The organism is Pseudoxanthomonas sp. UTMC 1351, assembly GCF_040948865.1.
Lineage (GTDB): Bacteria > Pseudomonadota > Gammaproteobacteria > Xanthomonadales > Xanthomonadaceae > Pseudoxanthomonas_A.
Window position 1 is genome coordinate 1 of record NZ_JAVGJT010000007.1, and the last position, 20,838, is coordinate 20,838.

Genomic DNA, 20,838 nt, shown 5'->3' on the forward strand with positions numbered 1-20,838 from the left:
CGTGCCCGGACCGAACGGATCGTGGCCGGCGTTGCAGAAGCTGTGCCAGTAGCACACCGCAAAACGCAGGTGCTCGCGCATGGTCTTGCCGCCGATCTTGCGGTTCTCGTCGTAGACCTTGAACGCCAGCGGGTTGTCCGAGGCCTGGCCTTCGAACGCAATGCGGCCGATGCCGGGGAAGAATTCTTGTTTGCCGATGTAGGGTTGCGTAGCCATGTGCGGTGTTCCTGTGTTTATTCGGTAGCAATATGAGGGAAGATCAGGCGGCGTAAACCGGCCGCACGGCGTCGAGGTGATGCAGGAAGCGCTGGTACGGCGCTTGATAGGCGGCGACGGATTCCGCATTGGGCGTAGCGGCCGATGCATCGTCGGTACCCACATGGGTGTTCGCCAATTCGGCCAGCGTGATGGCTTCACCTTGTTCTTTCTTCAGCGACCACAACGCCTGCAGGGCCGCACCGAACGCGGCGCCTTCGGCCTGCTGCGGCACGTCCACCGGCAAGCCGAACACATCGGCCACCATCTGCCGCCAGGCCGCGCTCTTGCTGCCACCGCCGGTCAGTACGATGCGGTCGAACGCCATGCCAGCGCGCACGAACGCGTCGTAGCCGTACTTCAGGCTGTAGGTCGCCCCTTCCATCGCTGCGCGATAGAAGTGCGCCTCGCTCATGTTGTGCGGATCCAGTCCGGCCAGCACGCCTTTGCCCAGCGGTAAGTCGGGAGTACGTTCACCATTGAGGAACGGCAGCATCGTCAGCCCATCCGCGCCCGGCGGCGTGGCGGCGATGCGGGCATCGCCCTCGCGCGTGCTGAAGCCGAATAATTGAGCGATGGTTTCTGTTGCAACGGTACAGTTCATCGTGCAGATCAGCGGCAGCCAGCCGCCGGACGAGGAGCAGAACGCGGCCCAGGCACCGTCCTTGTCGATCACCGGCGTGTCGGAGTAAGCGAACAGCGTGCCCGAGGTACCCAGGCTCATCGACAACCGGCCCGGCACCACCGCGCCGGTGCCAATGGCCGCCATCATGTTGTCGCCGCCACCGACCGCGACGCGGATACCGGGCGGCAGGCCCAGTTCGTCGGCGACGTTCGGCAACAGGGCGAAGGTGGTGCCCAGTTCCACCAGCGGTGGTAGGCACTGCGACAGGTCACGTTGGGGATCGATCGCGTGCAGCAGTTCTTTCGACCATTGCCGCGTGCGCACATCCAGCCAGCCGGTACCGGAAGCATCGCCGTATTCCATGAAGCGCTCACCGGTGAGCCAGAAGTTCAGGTAATCGTGCGGCAGCAGGATGCTCGCCAGATCGCGGTAGACCTCCGGGCGATACTTGCGGGTCCACGGCAGCTTCGACGCCGTGTAGCCGGCCAGGATCGGATTGCCGGACAGTTCGATACAGCGCGCGGCACCGCCGACCGCCTCCATGATCTCGGTGCACTCGACGCTGCTACTGGTGTCGCACCACAGCTTCGCCGGTGCCAACACATTGCCCTCGGCATCCAGCGGCACGAAGCCGTGTTGCTGGCCGGAGACCGCAATCGCCGCGATGTCGGCACGGGTAGCCGCATCCAGTTGCGCGAAACACGCGCGGACGCCGTCAAGCCACCACGATGCATGCTGCTCGCGGCTGCCGTCGTCAGCGCTGATCAGTTCCAGCGGTGCACTGGTGGCGGCGACTACCTGGCGTTGCTCAGGGTCGTAGACCACCAGCTTGATGCTTTGGGTGCCTGCGTCAATACCGGCAAACAGGGTCATTGTTGCCCCCTGGCAGCAGAAAAGTTAGCGCTACCATTTTCTACGGAAGACGTGACCGCACTGGGTAAAAAGGCCAGCAACATGGGGAAGTGATCTGGGAAAGCCGGGGATGCGCGCACTCTACCAGCTGTGCCGAGAAGTGCTTGCTGCGGTGCGGAATGCCCAGCAGAACAAGCACTTAGGTAGGAGCGCCGTCTCGGCGCGAGCTTTTCGCTCCTGCCGCCATCTGGTGAAAAGAGCTCGCGGCGGGACGCCTCTCCGCGCCCCGATGGCCGTTCCGTGCGCACGATCAAGAACGCGCCACAGCGCGTCCGGATGGCGAATGGAAGGCTTCAACCGCTCTCCGTTTTGCGCGATCTGAGGGAAGAGCTCGCGGCGAGACGCCGCTCCGCGCCCCGATGGCCGTTCCGTGCGCGCGATCAAGAACGCGCCGCAGCGCGTCCGGATGGCGAATGGCAGGCTTCAACCGCTCTCCATTTTGCGCGATCTGAGGGAAGAGCTCGCGGCGGGACGCCGCTCCTACAACAGCGAACAAGGAAATGGGCCATCGCACATGAAAGCAATGGCTCTGGTAGGAGCACCGTCCCGGCGCGAGCTCTTCGCCTTAGCCTCTTTCCACCAGCGCCCAGATGAAGAGCGCGCACGACAATGTGCAGCTAACCGTGCGCACATGATTCCATTGAGTCCAGCGGGCCAGATACCGCTGCCACATGGGAAGCGCCGAATCGCTGTCAGCGGCGGACTTCAGCTGATTGTTGAGCGGCACTTCGATGGCGAGCGTGCAAACGAACATGCCGATCAGATAGACCACGCCACCCGCCAGCACTGCTTTCGCGCCCGCTTCATCCCAAACCGCCACCGCGAAGACGGCCAACACCGCGCTCGCCACCGTCGTGCTCCAGAATAGCGGCATGAATAACGAGCGCAGGATCACCTCGTTGATCGAATTCATCGCAGCGATTCCGGCTGCGGGAGCGATACGGCCCGAGGCCTTCATGATGAAGGTGGAGAAGGCGAAAAACAGACCGGCCATCAGTCCGCAACCGATGGCATTGAACCAGAGAAGCATAGTGATGGAAGCTGGAATCATCACGCGGCGAGGTCGAGCGCGAGAGGAAATCGGCGCAGGCGTTTATTCGTAGGGCGGTTGTTGTCGAGCCGGTGACGGAGTCTGCGCGTTAGCGAATGCCGTCATGACAACAGACTCTTGCAGGAGCTCGCTCTTGTAGGAGCGCCGTCTCGGCGCGAGCTCTTTGCTTTATCGCGATCAGACAGAAAGAGCTCGCGGCGGAACGCCGCTCCGCGCCGCGATAGCCTCTCAGTGAACAAGATCAAGAACGCGCCGCAGCGCGTCCGGATGGCGAATGGCGGGGCTTCAATCGCTTTTTTTGCGTGATCTGACAGGAAAAGCTCGCGGCGGGACGCCACTCCTACCGGACGCCAATCATCTTGGGAATCTCCGCCGCCAACGCATCAATCGCCACCCGCGTTTTTGATGGCAGGTGCCGCATCTTCGGCCAGACCGCGTGTATGTCGCTGGCGACAACCAGTTCGCTATCCATCACCAACACGAGTTCGCCGGCATGCACGTGCCGCGACACTAGCCAACAAGGCAGCCAGGCCAAACCAGCACCGGCGACGGCGGCGTCTGCGATCGCCTGCAGATCGTCGAACCGCAATGCGCTTTTGATCTTCGGTTCTTCGATACGGCCATCGGCGTCGCGCACGCGCCAAGGCAGGTCGTAACCGGCGCGGCCGTAGGCAATGCCGATATGTCCGTCCATGGCCTGCACGCTGGTGGGATGGCCGTGCTCGGCCAGGTAGGCCGGCGACGCGCAGATCGACATGTGCTGAGTGCCCAGGCGACGCGCGACCAGATTGGCGCTGTCGGCCAGCGCGCCCACGCGCACAGCGACATCGAAACCATCTTCGAGCAGATCGACTACCCGATCATTGAAGGACAGCTCGATCTCAAGCCGCGGATGCATGCGCATCAGGTCCCGCAATACCGGTGCCACGCAATGACGGCCGAACAGCACCGGCGCGCTGACCCGCAAGCGTCCCAGCGGTTCGCGGCGGCCGGTTTCGAAGGCCGCCTCGGCCGCATCCAGTTCCGCCAATGCACGCACACAGCGTTCGTAGTACGCCTGGCCGTCATCGGTGAGGCTTTGGCGGCGCGTGGTGCGATGGAAGAGTCGAGCGCCCAGGCGCTGTTCCAGCCGAGCAATGGTTTTGCCGACTGCCGAGCGCGTCACCCGCAGGCGTGCCGCTGCCAGCGCAAAGCTGCCCGCCTCCACGACCTGGACGAAGGCGGTCACGCCGCTGAGGCGCTCGTTGATCATGATTGGTTCCTTTTTAGCTACACAGCTGGAAACAAGATGCGCCACTGCGTACTGATGGGCACCTATATCTTATCCGCCAGCGCAGCCATGCGGCCGCAAGCCGGTCCCTCCCGCGCTACTTCTGTTCGTTTCCCCCACTGCGGAGCACTCATGAAGGCTTACCAACTACGCGCCGGCGACGGTGTCGCTGGCTTACAGCAGATCGATATCGCACCTCCCACGCCCGCCGACAATGAAGTACTGGTGCGGATCCATGCGGTGTCGTTGAACTATCGCGACTTGATGTTCGCGCGCGGCGATTACGTCAACGTGCCCGAGCACCCGCTCATCCCGGTCGGCGATGGCGCGGGCGAAGTGATCGCGGTGGGCGCGGCAGTGACGCGCTTCAAGCCTGGCGACCGCGTGGTCAATACCTATTTCCCCGACTGGTCGGACGGCGCGCCGACGCCGGAGAAGCTCGCCCATTCCTATGGCGCACACATCCCCGGCGTGCTCGCCGAGCAGTTCGTCGCGCACGAGGACGCGCTGGTTTCCATTCCCGCGCATTTGAACTACACCGAAGCCGCGGCGCTCTGCTGCGCCGGCATCACCGCTTGGAACACGTTGTTCGTCGCCGGCAATCTGACACCCGGCGCGACCGTGCTGCTGCTCGGCACCGGCGGCGTGTCGATCTGGGCGCTGCAATTGGCGAAAGCCGCCGGCCTGCGTGCCATCGTGACCTCGTCCAGCGATGAAAAGCTGGAGCGCGCTCGTATGCTCGGTGCCGACGCCGTCATCAACTATCGCAACGTACCGGAGTGGCAAGACGAAGTACGGCGCCTCACCGACGGCCGCGGCGTCGATCTGGTGGTGGAGGTCGGTGGCGAAGACACGCTCACCCGTTCATTGGCCGCCGCACGCATGGGCGGCACCGTGGCCGTGATCGGCGGCGTCAGCGGCTTCGGAAGTCCAGCGATCTCAACCATTGGCTTGATCGTCAGCGCCCAGCATCTAACTGGAATTTTTGTCGGCAGCCGCGCGATGTTCGAGGACCTCAACCGCTTCGTCGAAGTGAACCAGATTCGTCCGGTGATCGACCGCGTATTCCCATTCGCACAGGCGCGTGAGGCTTACGAGCATCTGAAGGCGGGGCGGCATTTCGGCAAGGTGGTTATCGAAATAGGCAACTAGGCTGTTGTAGGAGCGCCGTCCCCGCCGCGAGCTCTCCCCGTCAGATCGCGATAAGAAGCAAAGAGCTCGCGCCGGGGACGGCGCTCCTACGAGAGTCTTTTCATGCCCTCATCCTTCGCTGCGCGCCACCTTCTCCCGATGGGAGAAGGGAAAAAACGCCGCTTGCCCGCGTGAGAGTGCCAGTCTCTTAAATAGACACGCAACTGAAATTCGACACCACTAGGTCCTACAAGAAGATGCCTCAATCGCTCTGCAATTCCGCCACGAAATCGTAAGCATCACCGCGGTAATACGAACGCGTCGATTCCACCACGCGTCCGTCTTCCAGAAACGCACGACGCTCCACCAGCAAACCGGGGCTGCCGACCGGCAGTTCCAGATGCTTGGCCGCCTCTTCATCCAATGCCACCGCGCGCAGTCGTTGCAACGCGCGCTTCGGGCGATTGCCGTAGGCGTCGAGCGCTTCGTAAAGCGACGTGGTGACGCTGTCGGGATCTGGCAGCAATGAATACGGCACCAGCGTGCGCTCGATGGCGATCGGAGAACCGTCGACGTGGCGCAGCCGATACATGCGAACCACGCCGCTGCCGGGCGACAGGTTCAACGCCATCGATTCTTCCGGCGTTACTTCGCCCACGCTGCGCTCCAGGAAACGCACTTGTGGATTGAGTCCGCGTTCGCGCAGGTCGTCGGTGAAACTGGTCAGACGCGAGAACTGCCGCAAGATGCGCTCGGCGACGAACGTGCCTGCGCCTTGCCGTTGCACCAGCAGACCACTTTCGATCAGTCCGGCCAGCGCTTTACGAATGGTGACGCGCGACAGCGACAACAGCGAAGCCAGATCGCGTTCGCTAGGCAGCGCCTGTCCGGGCTTGAGCACACCGGCATCCATCAGATTCTGCAGCGCGCGACGCAAACGTAGATAAGCCACCGCGCGGGTGGATTCGCCGGTCTGCAGGCGCTGGTATTCATCGGCAAGAGCTTTTTGCATCGCCAGAAGATACCACTGGGCTACCAATCTAACAAGATGTCTCGCAGATTCAGCAATGTGGACTGATTACGTGGCAAAACCTGGTAGTGCGGTGGTATGGTTCCACCTTTCCGATCAACCGCCCTGAGAGCTGACGTGACCGCCAAGACCCTGCCCGTCGACCCCTTCGACCTCGTGATTTTTGGTGGTACCGGCGATCTGGCGATGCGCAAGCTGTTACCCGGTCTGCTGCGCCGCTATGCCGACGGCCAGATTCGCGAAGAGACCCGCATCATCGGCGTCGCCCGCGACGGGCAGTCCGCGGCCGATTACCGCGCCAAGGTGGGCGATGCGCTGACGCGTTTGGCTGCCAGCGACGAAGCGCTGAAGGCGAAGATTCCAGCGTTCCTGGAAAAGCTCGGCTACCACGCGCTGGACGCCACTCGTGACGACGGCTGGGAAGAATTCGCCCAGCAGTTGAAGACGCAGGGCGAACGCATCCGCGTGTTCTATCTGTCCACCAGCCCGACGCTGTTCGTCAACATCTGCGACCGCCTGCGTTCGCACGGCCTGAATGCCGGTGGTGCGCGCGTGGTGATCGAAAAACCCATCGGCCACGACTCCGCCAGCGCGGCGGTGATCAACGACGCCGTGGGCAGTGCGTTCGAGGAAAGCCAGATCTTCCGCATCGATCATTACCTGGGTAAGGAGACAGTGCAGAACCTGTTGGCGCTGCGTTTCGCCAACATCCTGTTCGAGCCGTTGTGGAACGCCAACCACATTGATCACGTGCAGATCACCGTGGCCGAAACGGTCGGCCTGGAGAAGCGCGCCACCTACTACGACACCTCCGGCGCATTGCGCGACATGGTGCAGAACCATTTGCTGCAGCTGCTATGCATGGTGGCGATGGAGCCGCCGGCCGCGTTGCAGGCCGATGCGGTGCGCGACGAAAAACTGAAGGTGCTGCGCTCGCTGCGGCCGATCACCGCGGCCGATGCCGCTCACGTCACCGTGCGTGGCCAGTACCGCGCTGGCGCCGTGAATGGCGCCGCCGTACCGGGGTATCTGGACGAATTGGGACGCGAGGACTCGCGCACCGAAACGTTCGTTGCATTGAAAGCGGAAGTGGATAACTGGCGCTGGGCCGGCGTGCCGTTCTACCTGCGCACCGGCAAGCGCCTGCCCGAGCGCGTTTCGGAAATCGTCATCACCTTCCGGCAGATCCCGCACTCGATCTTTGAGGACAGCGCCGGCCCGGTGATGACCAACAAACTGGTGCTGCGCCTGCAGCCGGATGAAGGCGTCAAGTTGTGGCTGATGATCAAGGATCCCGGCCCCGGTGGCCTGCGCCTGCAACACGTGCCATTGGACATGAGCTTCGCCGAAGCCTTCGGCGTGCACCAGCCGGAAGCCTACGAGCGCCTGTTGATGGACGTGGTGCGCGGTAACCCCACGCTGTTCATGCGCCGCGACGAAGTGGAGGCGGCGTGGAAGTGGATCGACCCGATCCTCGCCGCCTGGAACAACCTGCGCGATGCGCCCAAGACCTACACCGCCGGGTCGTGGGGGCCGAGCGCCGCTGTGGCGCTGGTCGAGCGCGATGGCCGCACCTGGCATGAGGATTCGGCTTGATGTTTTTGTTTTTGGATGAGGGGCGAAGAACTCCTGGGATGGAAACTCATCCGTCGGCCTGAAAGTCCATTCCCTCATCCGCCCTTCGGGCACCTTCTCCCGCAGGGAGAAGGAAACAGCGCTGGATGCCACTAGTTCATGACCGACCTCTCCCCCAATATCCAACTCCACAGCTTCGCCGACAGTGCCGCGCTTGCCGAAGGACTCGCGACAGCGGTCGCCGACGACTTGCGCGCAGGCATCGCCGCGCGCGGGAACGCTACGGTGGCGCTATCGGGCGGTAATACGCCCAAGCGTTTCATGCAGACCTTGTCGCGACATCCGCTGGCTTGGGAGAAGATCGTGGTGACGTTGGTGGATGAGCGCTGGGTCCCCGCCACGCACGAACGCTCCAATGCGAAGCTGGTGCAGGAGAACCTGCTGCAAGGTCCCGCGGCCGCAGCGCGGTTTGTGCCGCTCTATCGGGAAATGCCGGAACCGGAAGCCGCAGTGGCGGAGTTGGAAGCGGGTCTACCGCAATCCTTCGATGCGATAGTCCTAGGGATGGGTGCCGACGGCCATACCGCCTCATTCTTTTCCGGCGGCGACCATTTGGTGGAAGCACTGGACCCGACCGGCATCGCCCGGGTACTCCCCATGCGCGCACCGGGCGCGGGCGAGCCCCGCATCACGCTGACCCTGCCCGTGCTGCTAGCTGCAAATCGGCTGTACCTGCATATCGAAGGTGCGGAAAAACAGACGGTGCTGCAGCACGCGCTGACGGGCGAAGGCGAGGGCAAGGACTATCCCGTGCGCGCCGTGCTGGCGCATGTCGCAAGGCCGGTCGCTGTCTTCAGCTGTCCGTAGTGTCCTCGCATTCGTACGGCGTGCGGATAACCAGCATCCGCTCCAATCCGTACGTTCAGCCACGGCGACTGACCTTCCCCATCCGTCTCGCGATGCAGGCCAGAAGCCGGGAAATATCCCGCGCAGGCCCTCCCTGCTTATAATGGCCGCCTTGTCCGCGGCGTCCGCGTCCGGATGCGCCCCCGCCGGCGGCCATGAATCGGCTGGGCGGACTCCTGTTTTCGTAGCCATGCACGGCTTGAGTGCCGTGCTGCCATAAGGTGGAAAGTGCGTAATTACGACCTCGAATTCCTCAAGCATTTCTCGATGGTGATCGGCTTCCTGATGCTGGTCACCGTGGGTCTGATGGCAGGCGCCTACTTCCTGCACGGCTCGGTGCCGCCGGAAGTGGACCCGGCCGCCGCCAAGCGCACCGAATCGCGCATCGCGCCGAGCGGCGCGGCCTACGCAGGCAGCACCGGTGCCGCCGCTCAGGCTGCCGCCAAGGCAGCGGCACTGGCGGCTGCCTCGGCGCAAGTTGCCTATGGCGGCACCACCGACGGCGCGGTCATCTACCAGAACCTCTGCGGTGCCTGTCACACCAACGGCGTGGGCATGGCCCCGACGCTGACCGCCGCCGGCATGGGCGCGCGTGCGGCCAAGGGCAAGGAAACGCTCTACAAGCACGCCATCGAAGGCTTCACCGGTCCGGACGGCGGCATCATGCCTCCGAAGGGCGGCAATCCGGCGCTGACCGACGAGCAGATCCACGCGACGGTCGACTGGATGATGGCCAACGTAAAGTAAGTCCGGCCGTTGCCGACGCGCAGAACGCCGCCTCCGGGCGGCGTTTTTGTTTTGGGCTGTTTCACGTTTCCACGCTAAGTCATAACGGATCGTCACCCCGGCGCAGGCCGGGGCCTAGCGACTTTTGCCATCCCGAGTGCAAGGCACTGGGCCCCGGCCTGCGCCGGGGTGACGATGGATATGGTCCGAGCAGCTAACCGACGCGAAGTCGCTCTAGCTCCCGGATCCTCGCCGCGGCCGGCCAGCAAGCCAGCAGTCGATGCGAGAATGTTCTACTTTGATACTTCCGGCCGGAACTCCTCTCCGATGCGAGTCCTTTTTTTGCCTTTATTGATCGCTACCACGCTAACCACCGGTCCAGCCACGGCGGCAGACGGCAGCAGCGCGCCCCTTGCCATCGGCGCCGTACAAGGAAGCGGCGACGGCAGCCCGCTGGAAGGACAGACGGTCATCGTCGAAGGCGTGGTGACGGCGGATCTACGCGAGGGCCTGGGCGGGTTCTTCCTGCAGGACGCAGGCGATGGCAATGCGGAGACCTCGGATGGCATTTTCGTGATGCATGCGTTCGATGCGGTGGTGGACGGCGAAATTGTTCGCGTCGGCCAACGCGTGCGCATTGAAGGCAAGGTGGTCGAGACCGAGGTCGGTCGCCAGGGCACCCGGCTGACCGCGATATCTCCTTCCCACATCGAAGCCGTAGCGGAAGCCGCGCCGCTCATCGCGACAGCCGAACTGAAGGCTATTCCCGCAAACTGGGAATCGCTGGAAGGCATGAAGGTGCGCATATCCGCGCCGCTGACGGTCGCCGGCACCGATCAGCTGGATCGCTACGGAGAGCTCAGCGTGGCGTTCGACGGCCGCTTATGGCAGCCCAGTGAAGTGGCGGCGCCAGGTAGTCCGGCATTCCAGCAAGTGGTGACGGACAACAAGCGTCGGCGCTTGCTGCTGGATGACGGCAGCGGCGATCGCGATCCGAAATCAATCAGCTATCTCACCGGGGAGCACGCGCCGCGCGCCGGTACGGCGTTGGACGGCGTGGAAGGCATTGTCGATGAGCGGCATGGTGGATATCGGCTGCAAACGAGCTCGCCATTGAAATTGAAGGACCCGCAGCGGCCCACGCCACCCACGGTGCCGGGCACGTTGAAGATCGCCGCCTTCAATCTGGAAAACCTCTTCAACGGTGACGGTCGCGGCGGCGGCTTTCCAACATCGCGTGGCGCCAAAACGCCACAGCAATTGCAGGCCCAGACGGTCAAGCTGGTGGCGACGATCCATGGACTGAACCCGGATATTGCCGCGTTGATGGAGTTGGAAAACGACGGCTACGGTCCGGAATCCAGCCTGACGCAGTTCGTCGCCGCCTTGAACGCCGACGGCGGCGACTGGCGCTTCATCGATGCAGGCCAAGGTCCTGGTCCCGACACCATTCGGGTGGGCCTGATCTATCGGGCGTCGCGGGTGACGCCCCAGGGCAAGCCGGCCGTGCTGGAAGACGGACCTTTCGGCGAACGCAGCCGGGTTCCGCTGGCACAGGCGTTCATGCCCATCGGCGAAGATCGGTTGCCGGTGGTGGTGGTCGCCAATCACTTCAAGTCCAAGGGTTGCTCCGAAGCCACCGGTGCAGATGCGGATCAGAACGACGGGCAAGGCTGCTGGAATGCGCTGCGGCTGGACGCCAGCAAGCGGCTGGACGCTTGGATAAAAACCGATCCCACCGGCAGCCGCAGCGACATGACCGTGCTATTGGGCGACTTCAATGCCTATGCGATGGAAGACCCGATGCGATGGTTGCGCCAATCAGGTTGGGTGGATGCGTTCGTCGCCGCCAAGGTCGAGCATCCTTACAGCTACGTCTACAACGGCCTGTCCGGACGGCTGGACCATGCCCTGCTGAGCCCCGCGCTGGCGAAGAAGATCCGCGGCGCGGCCGAGTGGCATATCAATGCCGACGAATCCGAACGCGAAGGCTATGCGGAAAGCGGCAGCACCACGCCTTATCGCAGTTCGGATCATGATCCATTGCTATTAGGATTTGATCTCTGACTTTTCCCTTGTGGGAGCGACGTGAGTCGCGACCGTGAAATGAGAAGTGTCGGGACAACGCAGGAGCGCGCAGTTAAACCGTTCTGTTTAGTGCTGACCCGCAACCAACCGCATTCTTCATGGTTGACGAGCGCCATGGCATACGGTCGCGACTCACGTCGCTCCCACAACGGCAGCCCGCGTTCGGCTACCGCTTCCGTCTCCTCAATACCCCGCCGCCTGCCCGTCCTTGCGGCTTTCGCTGGCGCCGTAGTACACGCCGGTTTCCGGATCGCGGCGGATGGCCTGGTAGCCGCCATACGGTCCCAGTGCCCATTCCACGTGATGGCCTATGTCCATCAGCGTGCGCACGGTTTCATACGGGTAGCCGGACTCCAACTGCACCACGCCGCCGTCGCTCATCGCGGTGTTCTGTCCAGTGGGTTCGGTGGAGCCTTCGTGCTGGATGCGCGGCGCGTCGCCAGCTTCCTGCAGGTTCATGCCGAAGTCGACCAGGTTCATCACGATCTGCACATGGCCTTGCGGCTGCATGGCGCCGCCCATCAGGCCGAAGCTGACGAACGGTTTGCCGTCCTTGGTGATGAAGGCCGGAATAATGGTCTGGAACGGCCGCTTGCCCGGTTCGAAGCTGTTGGGATGGCCGGGCTTGAGCACGAACATCTCGCCGCGGTCCTGCAGGATGAAGCCCAGCCCTGGCGGCGTCATGCCGCTGCCCATGCCGCGGTAGTTCGACTGGATCAGCGAGACCATCATGCCGTTGGCATCCGCGGTGGTCAGGTAGATGGTGTCGCCTTCCTGCAATTCCTGCGGCGTGCCGGGCTGCACTTCCTTTAGCGGCTTCTCCATCGTGATCAGCTTGCGGCGCTGTGCGGCGTACGGCTTGGAGATCAGCTTGGCGACGGGTGCCGGTTGGAACGCCGGATCGGCATACCAGCGCGCGCGGTCGGCGAAGGCCAGCTTCTTGGCCTCCACGAACAGATGCACATGCTCGGGGCTGCCAAACGAAATCTTGGTGAAGTCGTAGCCTTCCAGCACGTTGAGCATCTGCAAGGCGGCGATGCCCTGGCCATTGGGCGGCAATTCCCACACGTCGTAGCCGCGGTAGTTGGTGCTTACCGGTTCGACCCATTCACCCTGGTGGGCGGCCAGGTCTTCGTAACTCAGGAAGCCGCCATTGGCCTTGAAATAAGCATCGATGGTGCGAGCGATGTCGCCTTTGTAGAACGCATCGCGGCCGCCATCGGCCAACTTCTGCAGCGTGTTGGCCAGGCTCGGGTTCTTCCACATTTCGCCGGTACGCGGCGCGCGGCCGCCGATGGTGAAGTGTTCCTTGAAGCCCGGGTACTGCGACAGCTTGGGTACCGAACGGTTCCAGTAGTAGGCAACGGTTTCAGCCACTGGGTGTCCGTCGCGCGCATAGCGGATGGTGGGCGCCAGCACCTGCTTCATCGGCAGCTTACCGAAGCGCCCGTGCAGGGCGAACCACCCGTCCACCGTGCCCGGCACGCTGACCGGCAGTGGGCCGGTGGGCGGAATGTCGGTGATGCCTTTTTGCTGGAAGTACTCCAGCGTCAGGGATTTTGGCGACCGCCCCGAGCCGTTGTAGCCATGGAGTTTCCGGGTCTTGGGATCCCAGATGATGGCGAAGAAATCGCCACCCATGCCGTTGCCGGTGGGCTCCATCAGCCCAAGCGCGGCGTTGGCGGCGATCGCGGCATCGACGGCGCTGCCGCCCTGCTTCATCACGTCCAAGGCAATCTGCGTCGCCAGCGGGTGCGAGGTGGCTGCCATTGCCTTCGGTGCGATGACTTCCGACCGGGTGGCGAAGGCGCGGCCAGTGATGCGGTCGGCGGCGGCCGACGGCCACGCCAACGTCAGTGCGAAACAGAACAGGAAAACGCGCATGGCGATATCGCGGTGTGGCGCGCTGGGTGCGCGCCTTCATCGCCAATGTTACGTGTTAGCGCCCGTCCTGGGCTTGCCGAAGACGCGCTCTACGGCCAAGCCGGCGGATTCGCCTGCCATGCGGCATGCACTTCCGCCAACCGGCTGCGTTCGCTTTCGCTCCACGTCGGCAGTAGCCGGGCGAAATTCGCCGGGTCGTTCCACAGGTTCGGCTCGGTGCGCACGGCGGCGGCGTACCACTGCACAGCTTCCGTCTTGCGGTCCACGCTCCACAAGCTCAAGGCCAGCGTGGGTGGCACCCATGCCGGTGCACCCACGACGTTAATCGCACCGGTCCATTGTGTCAGCGCCGGTTCAAATTCACCTAGGCGGTACAAGTCCCACGCGTAGTTCCAGCTGATGGAACGCCACAGCGTCCCGCCCGACTGGGTGCTGTTCAAGGCCTGCTGATACAGGGATTTGCCCAACTCGGTGCGACCACCGGCAATGGCAACGTGAGCCAATTGGACACTGGCCTCGATCGCCTTGCGGCCGCGTTCGCGGATCTTCACCAGCGCCTCGGCCAACTCATCGCCCTGCAATCCTTCCACCACCACGATCGGGCGCGTGACCGCGCGGTCTTCATCGAAGTAGAACTCTTTCGGCTTGGACAGGGTCTGCGCGCTGGCGACAAAACCCCACAGTGCCAGCACAACCGCCAGCAAGCCTTTATTCAAAGTCATCACGTAGTCCCCCGACCACCATTTCCTCCCCGGCCGTCATCCTAACCGCTGCAACGCACAAATACGCAGTGATCGGGATCACAAAATATCCCGCTGCTACAATTTGCGACCTTCGCGCCCGCTTAATCTTCGGGCACGCCAGCCTTCCAGTATGGGCCAGCCATGACCAGCACCGCCGAACTCATCTCGCCCTCTTCCGCCAACACTCCGCAGATCGGGATGCTGGACAACGACTACACCCTGGAACACAAGTACACCCGCACCGACGGCCGCATCTACCTGAGCGGCGTGCAGGCGCTGGTGCGACTGCCCTTGATGCAGCGGTTGCGCGATCAGGCTGCCGGCCTGAACACCGCCGGTTTCATCAGCGGCTACCGCGGCTCGCCGCTGGGCGGTTTCGATCTGGAGCTGTGGCGCGCGCGCAAACACCTGGAAGCCGCGGCGGTGAAGTTCACCCCCGGACTCAATGAAGACCTGGGCGCCACGATGGTGTGGGGCACCCAGCAGACCAACCTGTTCCCCGGCGCCAAGGTCGAGGGCGTGTATTCGATGTGGTACGGCAAGGGCCCCGGCGTTGACCGCTGCGGCGACGTCTTCAAGCATGGCAATGCGGCCGGCACCTCAAAGCACGGTGGCGTGCTGGCGCTGGCCGCCGACGATCACGCCTGCCGCAGTTCTACCTTGCCGCACGGTTCGGAAGACGAATTCGTCAGCGCGATGATGCCGGTGCTGAACCCGGCCGGCGTGCAGGACATCCTGGACATGGGCCTGGTCGGCTGGGCGATGAGCCGCTATACCGGCCGCTGGGTGGGCTTCAAGACGATTGCCGAGACGGTGGAATCGTCGGCGTCGGTGGAAGTGAACCCGTTCGCCCGGCAGATCCTGTTGCCGGAGGATTTCGAACTGCCCACCGGCGGTTTGAACATCCGCTGGCCTGATCCGCCGCTGGACCAGGAGATGCGCCTGCATCGTTACGCGGTGAAGGCCGCGCAGGCGTTCGCGCGCGCCAATGGCCTGGACCGCGTTGTGCTGGATTCTCCGCGCGCACGGTTGGGCATCGTCACCACCGGCAAGAGCTATCTGGACGTGTTGCAGGCGCTGGAATACCTGGGCCTGGACGAACGCGCCTGCGCCGACATCGGCATCCGCGTCTACAAGGTTGGCATGACCTGGCCGCTGGAGCCGATGGGCATCGCCAGCTTCGCCAAGGGCCTGGAAGACATCGTCGTCGTCGAGGAGAAGCGCGCCTTCATCGAGCGGCAGATGAAGGAATACATGTACAACTGGTCGCTGGGCACGCGGCCGTCCATCGTCGGCAAGTACGACGAGCAAGGCGAATGGATCCTGCCCAGCACCGGCGAACTGACGCCTGCCACGATCGCCGCCGTCATCGGCAAGCGCATCCAGCGTTTCTTCACGAGTGAATCCATCGAACAGCGCCTGCGCTGGATGGAAGACAAGGAAGCTGAGCTGGCGCTCCCGCGCGCCAATTTCCCGCGCGTGCCGCATTACTGCAGCGGCTGCCCGCACAACACCTCCACCGTGGTGCCGGAAGGCTCGCGCGCGCTGGGTGGCATCGGCTGCCACTACATGGTGACGTGGATGGACCGCGACACCGACACCTTCACCCACATGGGCGGTGAAGGCGTGACGTGGTCGGGGCAGGCGCCATTCACCGAAACGCCGCATGTGTTCCAGAACCTGGGCGACGGCACCTTCTTCCATTCCGGCTCGCTGGCGATACGGCAGTCGGTGGCCACCGGCGTCAACATCACCTACAAGATTCTCTACAACGACGCGGTGGCGATGACCGGCGGCCAGCCGGTGGACGGCACCCTGAGCGTGCCGCAGATCGCGCACATGATGCGCGCCGAGGGTGTGCAGACGATCGTGGTGGTGAGCGACGAGATCGGAAAGTGGAGCCAGCCGGAAATCTTCCCGTCCGGCGTGGAGTTCTTCGACCGCAAGCAACTGGATGAGGTACAGAAACAACTGCGCGAAGTAAAGGGCGTTTCCATCCTGATCTACGACCAGGTTTGTGCCACCGAAAAGCGCCGCCGCCGCAAGCGCGGCAAGATGGTCGACCCGCAGAAGAGGGTAATGGTCAACACGCTGGTGTGCGAAGGCTGCGGCGACTGCGGCGTGAAGAGCTTCTGTGTGTCGGTGCTGCCCAAAGAGACCGAATTCGGGCGCAAACGCGAGATCGATCAATCCAACTGCAACAAGGACTACAGCTGCGTTAACGGCTTCTGCCCCAGCTTCGTCACCGTGCATGGGGGTTCTCCGCGCAAAGGCGGCACACTGGGTAAAAGCGGAGCGGACGTCGCATCGTTGTTCGACCAGCTGCCACCGCCGATGGTGAAGTCGGACCTGACACAACCCTGGAACATCCTGATCACCGGTGTCGGCGGTACTGGCGTGGTGACCATCGGCGCGTTGCTCGGCATGGCCGGCCACCTGGAAGGCAAGGGCGCCAGCGTGCTCGACCAGACCGGCTTGGCGCAGAAAGGCGGCGCGGTAACCACGCACATCCGCATCGCGCGCACGCCGGAAGACATCCACGCGGTGCGCATCGCCGCGGGTGAAGCGGACCTGGTGCTGGGCTGCGACATGGTGGTGGTCAACGACTACTGGGTGTTGTCCAAAGTGCGTGGCGAACGCTCGCACGTGGTGTTGAACACCTATGAGGCGATGCCCGGCACGTTCACCACCCGTCCGGACATGCAGTTCCCCGCCAGCGAGATTGTTGCTGGTGTGAAAGTCGCACTGGGCGGACGCGATCCGATGCAGGTCGACGCCACGCGATTGGCAACCGCCTTGATGGGCGATGCCATCGCGGCGAACCTTTTCATGCTGGGCTATGCCTGGCAGCAGGGACTGGTGCCGATCTCCTTCGACGCCATCATGCGTGCGGTGGAGTTGAATGGCGCGGCGATTGAAATGAACAAGCAGGCATTCGCCTGGGGCCGTTTGGCGGTGGTCAATCCGCAAGCCGTGCAGGAAGCGTCGGGCCTGATCCACAACACGCAAACCGAAAACGAACGCATCCCACGCAACCTGCAGATACTGCCGCCGGGCGAATGGGAAAGCACCGAATGGGGCGCCAACGCCGCGCCTCGCAATCCGGACAACGAGAGCGAACTGCGCGGCCTGCCAGAGGGCAGCGCCGGCAACGGCAACAATGTCGCTTTCCTGCCGCTGGACGATCTGCGCCTGTCGCGCTCGCTGGACGAACTGATCGCGCGTCGTTCCGCCTTCCTCAGCGATTATCAGAACGCCGCCTACGCTGAGCGATACACCGATCTTGTCGCCAAGGTGCGCGCCGCCGAGAACCTGCGTGCGCCCGCCTCCACCGCACTGACCGAGGCGGTAGCGCGCTACTACTTCAAACTGATGGCGTACAAGGACGAGTACGAAGTGGCTCGCCTTTACACCAGTGGCGAGTTCCAGCGCCGCCTGCAGCAGCAGTTCGACGGCGACTACAAGGTCCACTTCCACCTGGCGCCGCCGTTACTGGCCAAGAAGGATGCGCAGGGCCGACTGATGAAAAAGGAGTACGGCCCGTGGGTGTTCACCGCGTTCAAACTGATGGCCAAACTGCGGTTCCTGCGAGGCAGTGTGCTGGATATCTTCGGTTACACCGAGGAACGCAAAGGCGAGCGGCAGCTGATCGCTGACTACGAAAAAACCGTGGAGTCACTGCTGTCGTCGTTGAGCGCCGATAAGCTGCCGCTGGCCGTGGAGATCGCCAGCATTCCCGAGCACATCCGCGGCTACGGCCACGTCAAGGATGCTCACCTGCATAAGGCCAAGACCCGCGAAGCGGATCTGTTGGCCAAGTGGAACAACCCGCGGGAGATTCCATTGGCGCGGATCGCTTGATGTGATCGGGGTGTTCTTGGCTACGGTTCGTTCTACAGGCGTGGTGGCGCATGCCTTTCCATACCTCTCGACGTGCTCATATCATTTGTTGCTGAATCAATAGGGCCTCGTCATCCTGGCGTAGGCCGGGACCCAGTGCCTCGCGCCCTGGACTTTGATGATGGCGGGATTCTGATTCCGATCAATCCTTGGATACACTTTGCTTCTTTAGCTGCCTGCAGAAAGCCGCTGGGTCCCGGCCTTCGCCGGGATGACGAAGTTTTTGTGATCGGGGCAGAAAACTTACCGCCGCCGCACCGACGCCAACGCCGCACGAAGCGGCGGCTTCAGCGGCAGCGCCAGTTTCCGATACAGATACGACAGCGCGCGCCGGGAACGCGGAACGCGCCAGGCCAGTCCTTCGTCGATGGTGTAGACGCACGGCGCGCAGGCGCCGCATGGCATGCCGCGCACCGGTCGGTGACAGAACCAGGTCATGTCCATGATCCAGCTCCAGTCCGCTCGTTCGGCGTCGCGCGCCATCGCTCGCTTGTCGATCTGGAATAGCGGGAAGCTGAAATAGCGAAACAGCGTGTACTCGGCCTTATCCGCATGGCAGGGATCCATCCGGAAGCTGCGGTACTTGCCGCCCTGATCGTAGGCGCGCACGAAGGGGGCCAGGACCGCCTGCACCTTGTCGTCTATGTGCACGCTCAGTTCGATATCGGCCATGCCATGGTGCTTGCAGAACAACGCCAGCCACTCGTACTGGCTACCGAGGTAGACGCGCGATCGGATGGTGCGCAAGGCCTCCGAAATATCCGGATCAGAGTCGAGATCTGCGACGCGAAACCTGCGCAACGGCCGCAGCAGTGCGCGCGTTTCGGGAAACGCATCGTACAGCGCGTCGCGAATGCGCTGCATGGCCTGCAGTTCGGTCGAGGTGGAAGCGCGACTCGAATCCTCAAGATAGTACGGGGTGACCGGCAGCCGATGCTTCAACAACAGCTGCAACAACTGAAATGTCGAATCCCAGCCGCTGGTCCACAACAGATTGACCCCCGCTTCTTCTATCGATGCGGGCTCCGTCGCCCGGGAGTGGTCATGCCTGTTGTTTCCATCATGCATAGGGATGCTCTTACCTCGGTATCGGAAGACAATGGTCGGCCCTTTGGAAACTCCAAAGAACTTAATCACGCTTTGTGATGCTACCCCGCATGCGAACACTCGGCGTGCACGCGCCTTTCACAAGCACGCGCACAGTCGCATAGAACAAAGCTGGCCAAAATCACTCACCGCGCGTCGACCTCTTCAGCATTTCGTCACATTGGGCGCGGACTCTGGAAACTGTGCGTTGCACCTCATATTTCCTGGTCGTTTCTTCGCGGATATTCGGCTATCGGTTGGCACTGAGTGCTCGTGTCTGTAAGCCTCGCCTGTAACGCAGCTGTCTTGCCGGTAAGCGGCACGAATATCTCGGCTGCCGACTATCGGTCTCACGCGATTCTTCGTGTTCTTTTCGTCTGTCTACACATTCCATTCACGCACTCGACAACGATCATTCGTGAAAGAGGAGGGTACGTACGGACTCCGAAGGTGCATGCCTCCCGCCCATTCCCCCAGGAATTACCGCGATGCAAGTCCAACCGATGACTCGGGAGCAATTCTGGCGTTTCGCTGACGAAGCCAAAGAGGCGACCGAGATTCTGGCGGCACAGAGAATGGCGATACTCAGGAAGCTTCCCATCGAAGCTCTGCGCCAAGTCTGTATCCAATACCGCTTCTTCACCATCGACTATATCGGCGATCTTGCATTGCTGGTGGCGCGCCTACCTTTTGGTGGGCTGCGTAGCTTGCTGGGCCAGATCCTGGCCGAGGAACTAGGCGAAGGCGATCCGGAAAAAGCCCACCCGACGGTATACGATCGCTTTCTAGCCACCATCGGTGTCACTGACGAGGCGTTGCAGAGCCCACTCCCGGCGAACGAACATATCCTGAAGAGCTTGACGCGCGATATGTCCCGCAACCCGATCGCTTACGGTGTCGGTTTGCGCGGAATGGGCGGCGAATGCCTGTGCCAGACCTATCTGTCGGTGATGTTCGAACACATGCGAGAGAATCCGTACTTCGTCGCGAATGCGGACCATATCGACTGGGAATTCTGGACGATCCATACCGGCGAGGAAGATATCGTGCATGGCGAGCTCACCCGTCGCGCCATCGATGACTACCTGCGCGATGATCCCAGCGTGCTGCCGGAACTGGCCAAAGGCTACGAGCGCAGCATCACCGCCTGGAACCTGTTCTGGGAGAACATTTTCGACGCCTGCGTGCCACAGCTGGAGGCGGCTTCTTGAGCGCGGCGATGAGCACGATCTCGCAGTTCCACCTGGCGTTTCCCGTGCGCGACCTGGACGAGGCGCGGCACTTCTACGGCGAGGTGCTTGGGTGCCCCAAAGGCCGCACTGACACTTCTTATCAGGACTTCGATTTTTTCGGCCATCACTTGGTCGCGCATATCTCCGGTGATGGCCAGCCGCTGCAGAGCGGGCGATTCGACGGTGAAGCGGTTCCGGTGCCGCATTTCGGCATGAACCTGGACCGGCAATCGTGGGAAGCGCTCGCCACACGGCTGAAGGCCGCCGAGGTCGCATTCCACGAAGAACCGCATCTGCGCTTGAAAGGCCAGCCTGGCCAGCACGTGACCATGTTCCTGTTCGATCCGTCGGGCAACGCGCTGGAATTCAAGTCATTCGACGATCCCGAGCAGACCTTTATTCCCTGATTGCCATTGAATGTGGG

15 protein-coding genes and 1 pseudogene are annotated in these 20,838 nt (G+C 62.8%); 8 read left to right on the forward strand and 8 right to left on the reverse strand.

What is annotated here, in order from left to right; genetic code table 11:
- The 4 genes and pseudogenes from AB6O04_RS05755 to AB6O04_RS05770 all read right to left on the reverse strand — a co-directional run.
- Window positions 1-216, reverse strand: a pseudogene (locus tag AB6O04_RS05755) (xylose isomerase); the annotation flags it as partial.
- Window positions 217-259: 43 nt separating this feature from the next.
- Window positions 260-1,753, reverse strand: a complete 1,494-nt coding sequence (xylB, locus tag AB6O04_RS05760) for a xylulokinase (RefSeq protein ID WP_368562878.1) — start codon at window positions 1,751-1,753, stop codon at window positions 260-262.
- 604 nt (window positions 1,754-2,357) lie between these two features.
- Window positions 2,358-2,822 carry a DUF1772 domain-containing protein gene (locus AB6O04_RS05765; protein ID WP_368562879.1) on the reverse strand — a complete coding sequence of 155 codons (465 nt, stop codon included), beginning with the start codon at window positions 2,820-2,822 and terminating at the stop codon, window positions 2,358-2,360.
- Window positions 2,823-3,183: 361 nt separating this feature from the next.
- Window positions 3,184-4,095, reverse strand: a complete 912-nt coding sequence (locus AB6O04_RS05770; RefSeq protein ID WP_368562880.1) for a LysR family transcriptional regulator — start codon at window positions 4,093-4,095, stop codon at window positions 3,184-3,186.
- 150 nt (window positions 4,096-4,245) lie between these two features.
- Between AB6O04_RS05770 and AB6O04_RS05775 the strand changes: the two genes are divergently transcribed.
- Window positions 4,246-5,265, forward strand: coding sequence for an NAD(P)-dependent alcohol dehydrogenase (locus AB6O04_RS05775; RefSeq protein ID WP_368562881.1), 1,020 nt, complete (start codon window positions 4,246-4,248; stop codon window positions 5,263-5,265).
- A 241-nt stretch (window positions 5,266-5,506) separates the two neighbouring features.
- Here the strand turns inward: AB6O04_RS05775 and AB6O04_RS05780 are convergent, their stop codons facing one another.
- Window positions 5,507-6,256 (reverse strand): GntR family transcriptional regulator, encoded by a 750-nt coding sequence (locus tag AB6O04_RS05780; RefSeq protein ID WP_368562882.1) that lies wholly within the window; start codon window positions 6,254-6,256, stop codon window positions 5,507-5,509.
- A gap of 96 nt (window positions 6,257-6,352) precedes the next feature.
- On the opposite strand from AB6O04_RS05780, the gene zwf reads away from it, so the two are divergent.
- The 4 genes from zwf (at window position 6,353) to AB6O04_RS05800 (ending at window position 11,548) form a co-directional block, all read left to right on the forward strand.
- Window positions 6,353-7,870, forward strand: a complete 1,518-nt coding sequence (gene zwf / locus AB6O04_RS05785; RefSeq protein WP_368562883.1) for a glucose-6-phosphate dehydrogenase — start codon at window positions 6,353-6,355, stop codon at window positions 7,868-7,870.
- 138 nt (window positions 7,871-8,008) lie between these two features.
- A complete protein-coding gene (gene pgl / locus AB6O04_RS05790; protein WP_368562884.1) occupies window positions 8,009-8,716 on the forward strand; it encodes a 6-phosphogluconolactonase in 708 nt (235 codons plus the stop codon).
- A gap of 267 nt (window positions 8,717-8,983) precedes the next feature.
- A complete protein-coding gene (locus AB6O04_RS05795) occupies window positions 8,984-9,502 on the forward strand; it encodes a cytochrome c5 family protein (protein WP_368562885.1) in 519 nt (172 codons plus the stop codon).
- Between the two features lie 306 nt (window positions 9,503-9,808).
- Entirely contained in the window at window positions 9,809-11,548 is a 1,740-nt protein-coding gene (locus tag AB6O04_RS05800; RefSeq protein ID WP_368562886.1) for an ExeM/NucH family extracellular endonuclease, read from the forward strand.
- A gap of 204 nt (window positions 11,549-11,752) precedes the next feature.
- Here the strand turns inward: AB6O04_RS05800 and ggt are convergent, their stop codons facing one another.
- Together ggt and AB6O04_RS05810 are read right to left on the reverse strand one after the other, a co-directional pair.
- Window positions 11,753-13,453 (reverse strand): gamma-glutamyltransferase, encoded by a 1,701-nt coding sequence (ggt, locus tag AB6O04_RS05805; protein WP_368562887.1) that lies wholly within the window; start codon window positions 13,451-13,453, stop codon window positions 11,753-11,755.
- Between the two features lie 89 nt (window positions 13,454-13,542).
- Window positions 13,543-14,175, reverse strand: a complete 633-nt coding sequence (locus AB6O04_RS05810; protein ID WP_368562888.1) for a tetratricopeptide repeat protein — start codon at window positions 14,173-14,175, stop codon at window positions 13,543-13,545.
- Window positions 14,176-14,337: 162 nt separating this feature from the next.
- Between AB6O04_RS05810 and AB6O04_RS05815 the strand changes: the two genes are divergently transcribed.
- Window positions 14,338-18,057 carry an indolepyruvate ferredoxin oxidoreductase family protein gene (locus AB6O04_RS05815; RefSeq protein ID WP_368562889.1) on the forward strand — a complete coding sequence of 1,240 codons (3,720 nt, stop codon included), beginning with the start codon at window positions 14,338-14,340 and terminating at the stop codon, window positions 18,055-18,057.
- Window positions 18,058-18,339: 282 nt separating this feature from the next.
- Here the strand turns inward: AB6O04_RS05815 and AB6O04_RS05820 are convergent, their stop codons facing one another.
- Entirely contained in the window at window positions 18,340-19,164 is an 825-nt protein-coding gene (locus tag AB6O04_RS05820) for a hypothetical protein (RefSeq protein WP_368562890.1), read from the reverse strand.
- Window positions 19,165-19,670: 506 nt separating this feature from the next.
- On the opposite strand from AB6O04_RS05820, the gene AB6O04_RS05825 reads away from it, so the two are divergent.
- Together AB6O04_RS05825 and AB6O04_RS05830 are read left to right on the forward strand one after the other, a co-directional pair.
- Window positions 19,671-20,393: an iron-containing redox enzyme family protein gene (locus AB6O04_RS05825; protein WP_368562891.1), complete on the forward strand. Its 723-nt coding sequence runs from the start codon at window positions 19,671-19,673 to the stop codon at window positions 20,391-20,393.
- 8 nt (window positions 20,394-20,401) lie between these two features.
- Window positions 20,402-20,821 carry a VOC family protein gene (locus tag AB6O04_RS05830; protein ID WP_368562892.1) on the forward strand — a complete coding sequence of 140 codons (420 nt, stop codon included), beginning with the start codon at window positions 20,402-20,404 and terminating at the stop codon, window positions 20,819-20,821.
- Window positions 20,822-20,838 lie beyond the last annotated feature (17 nt).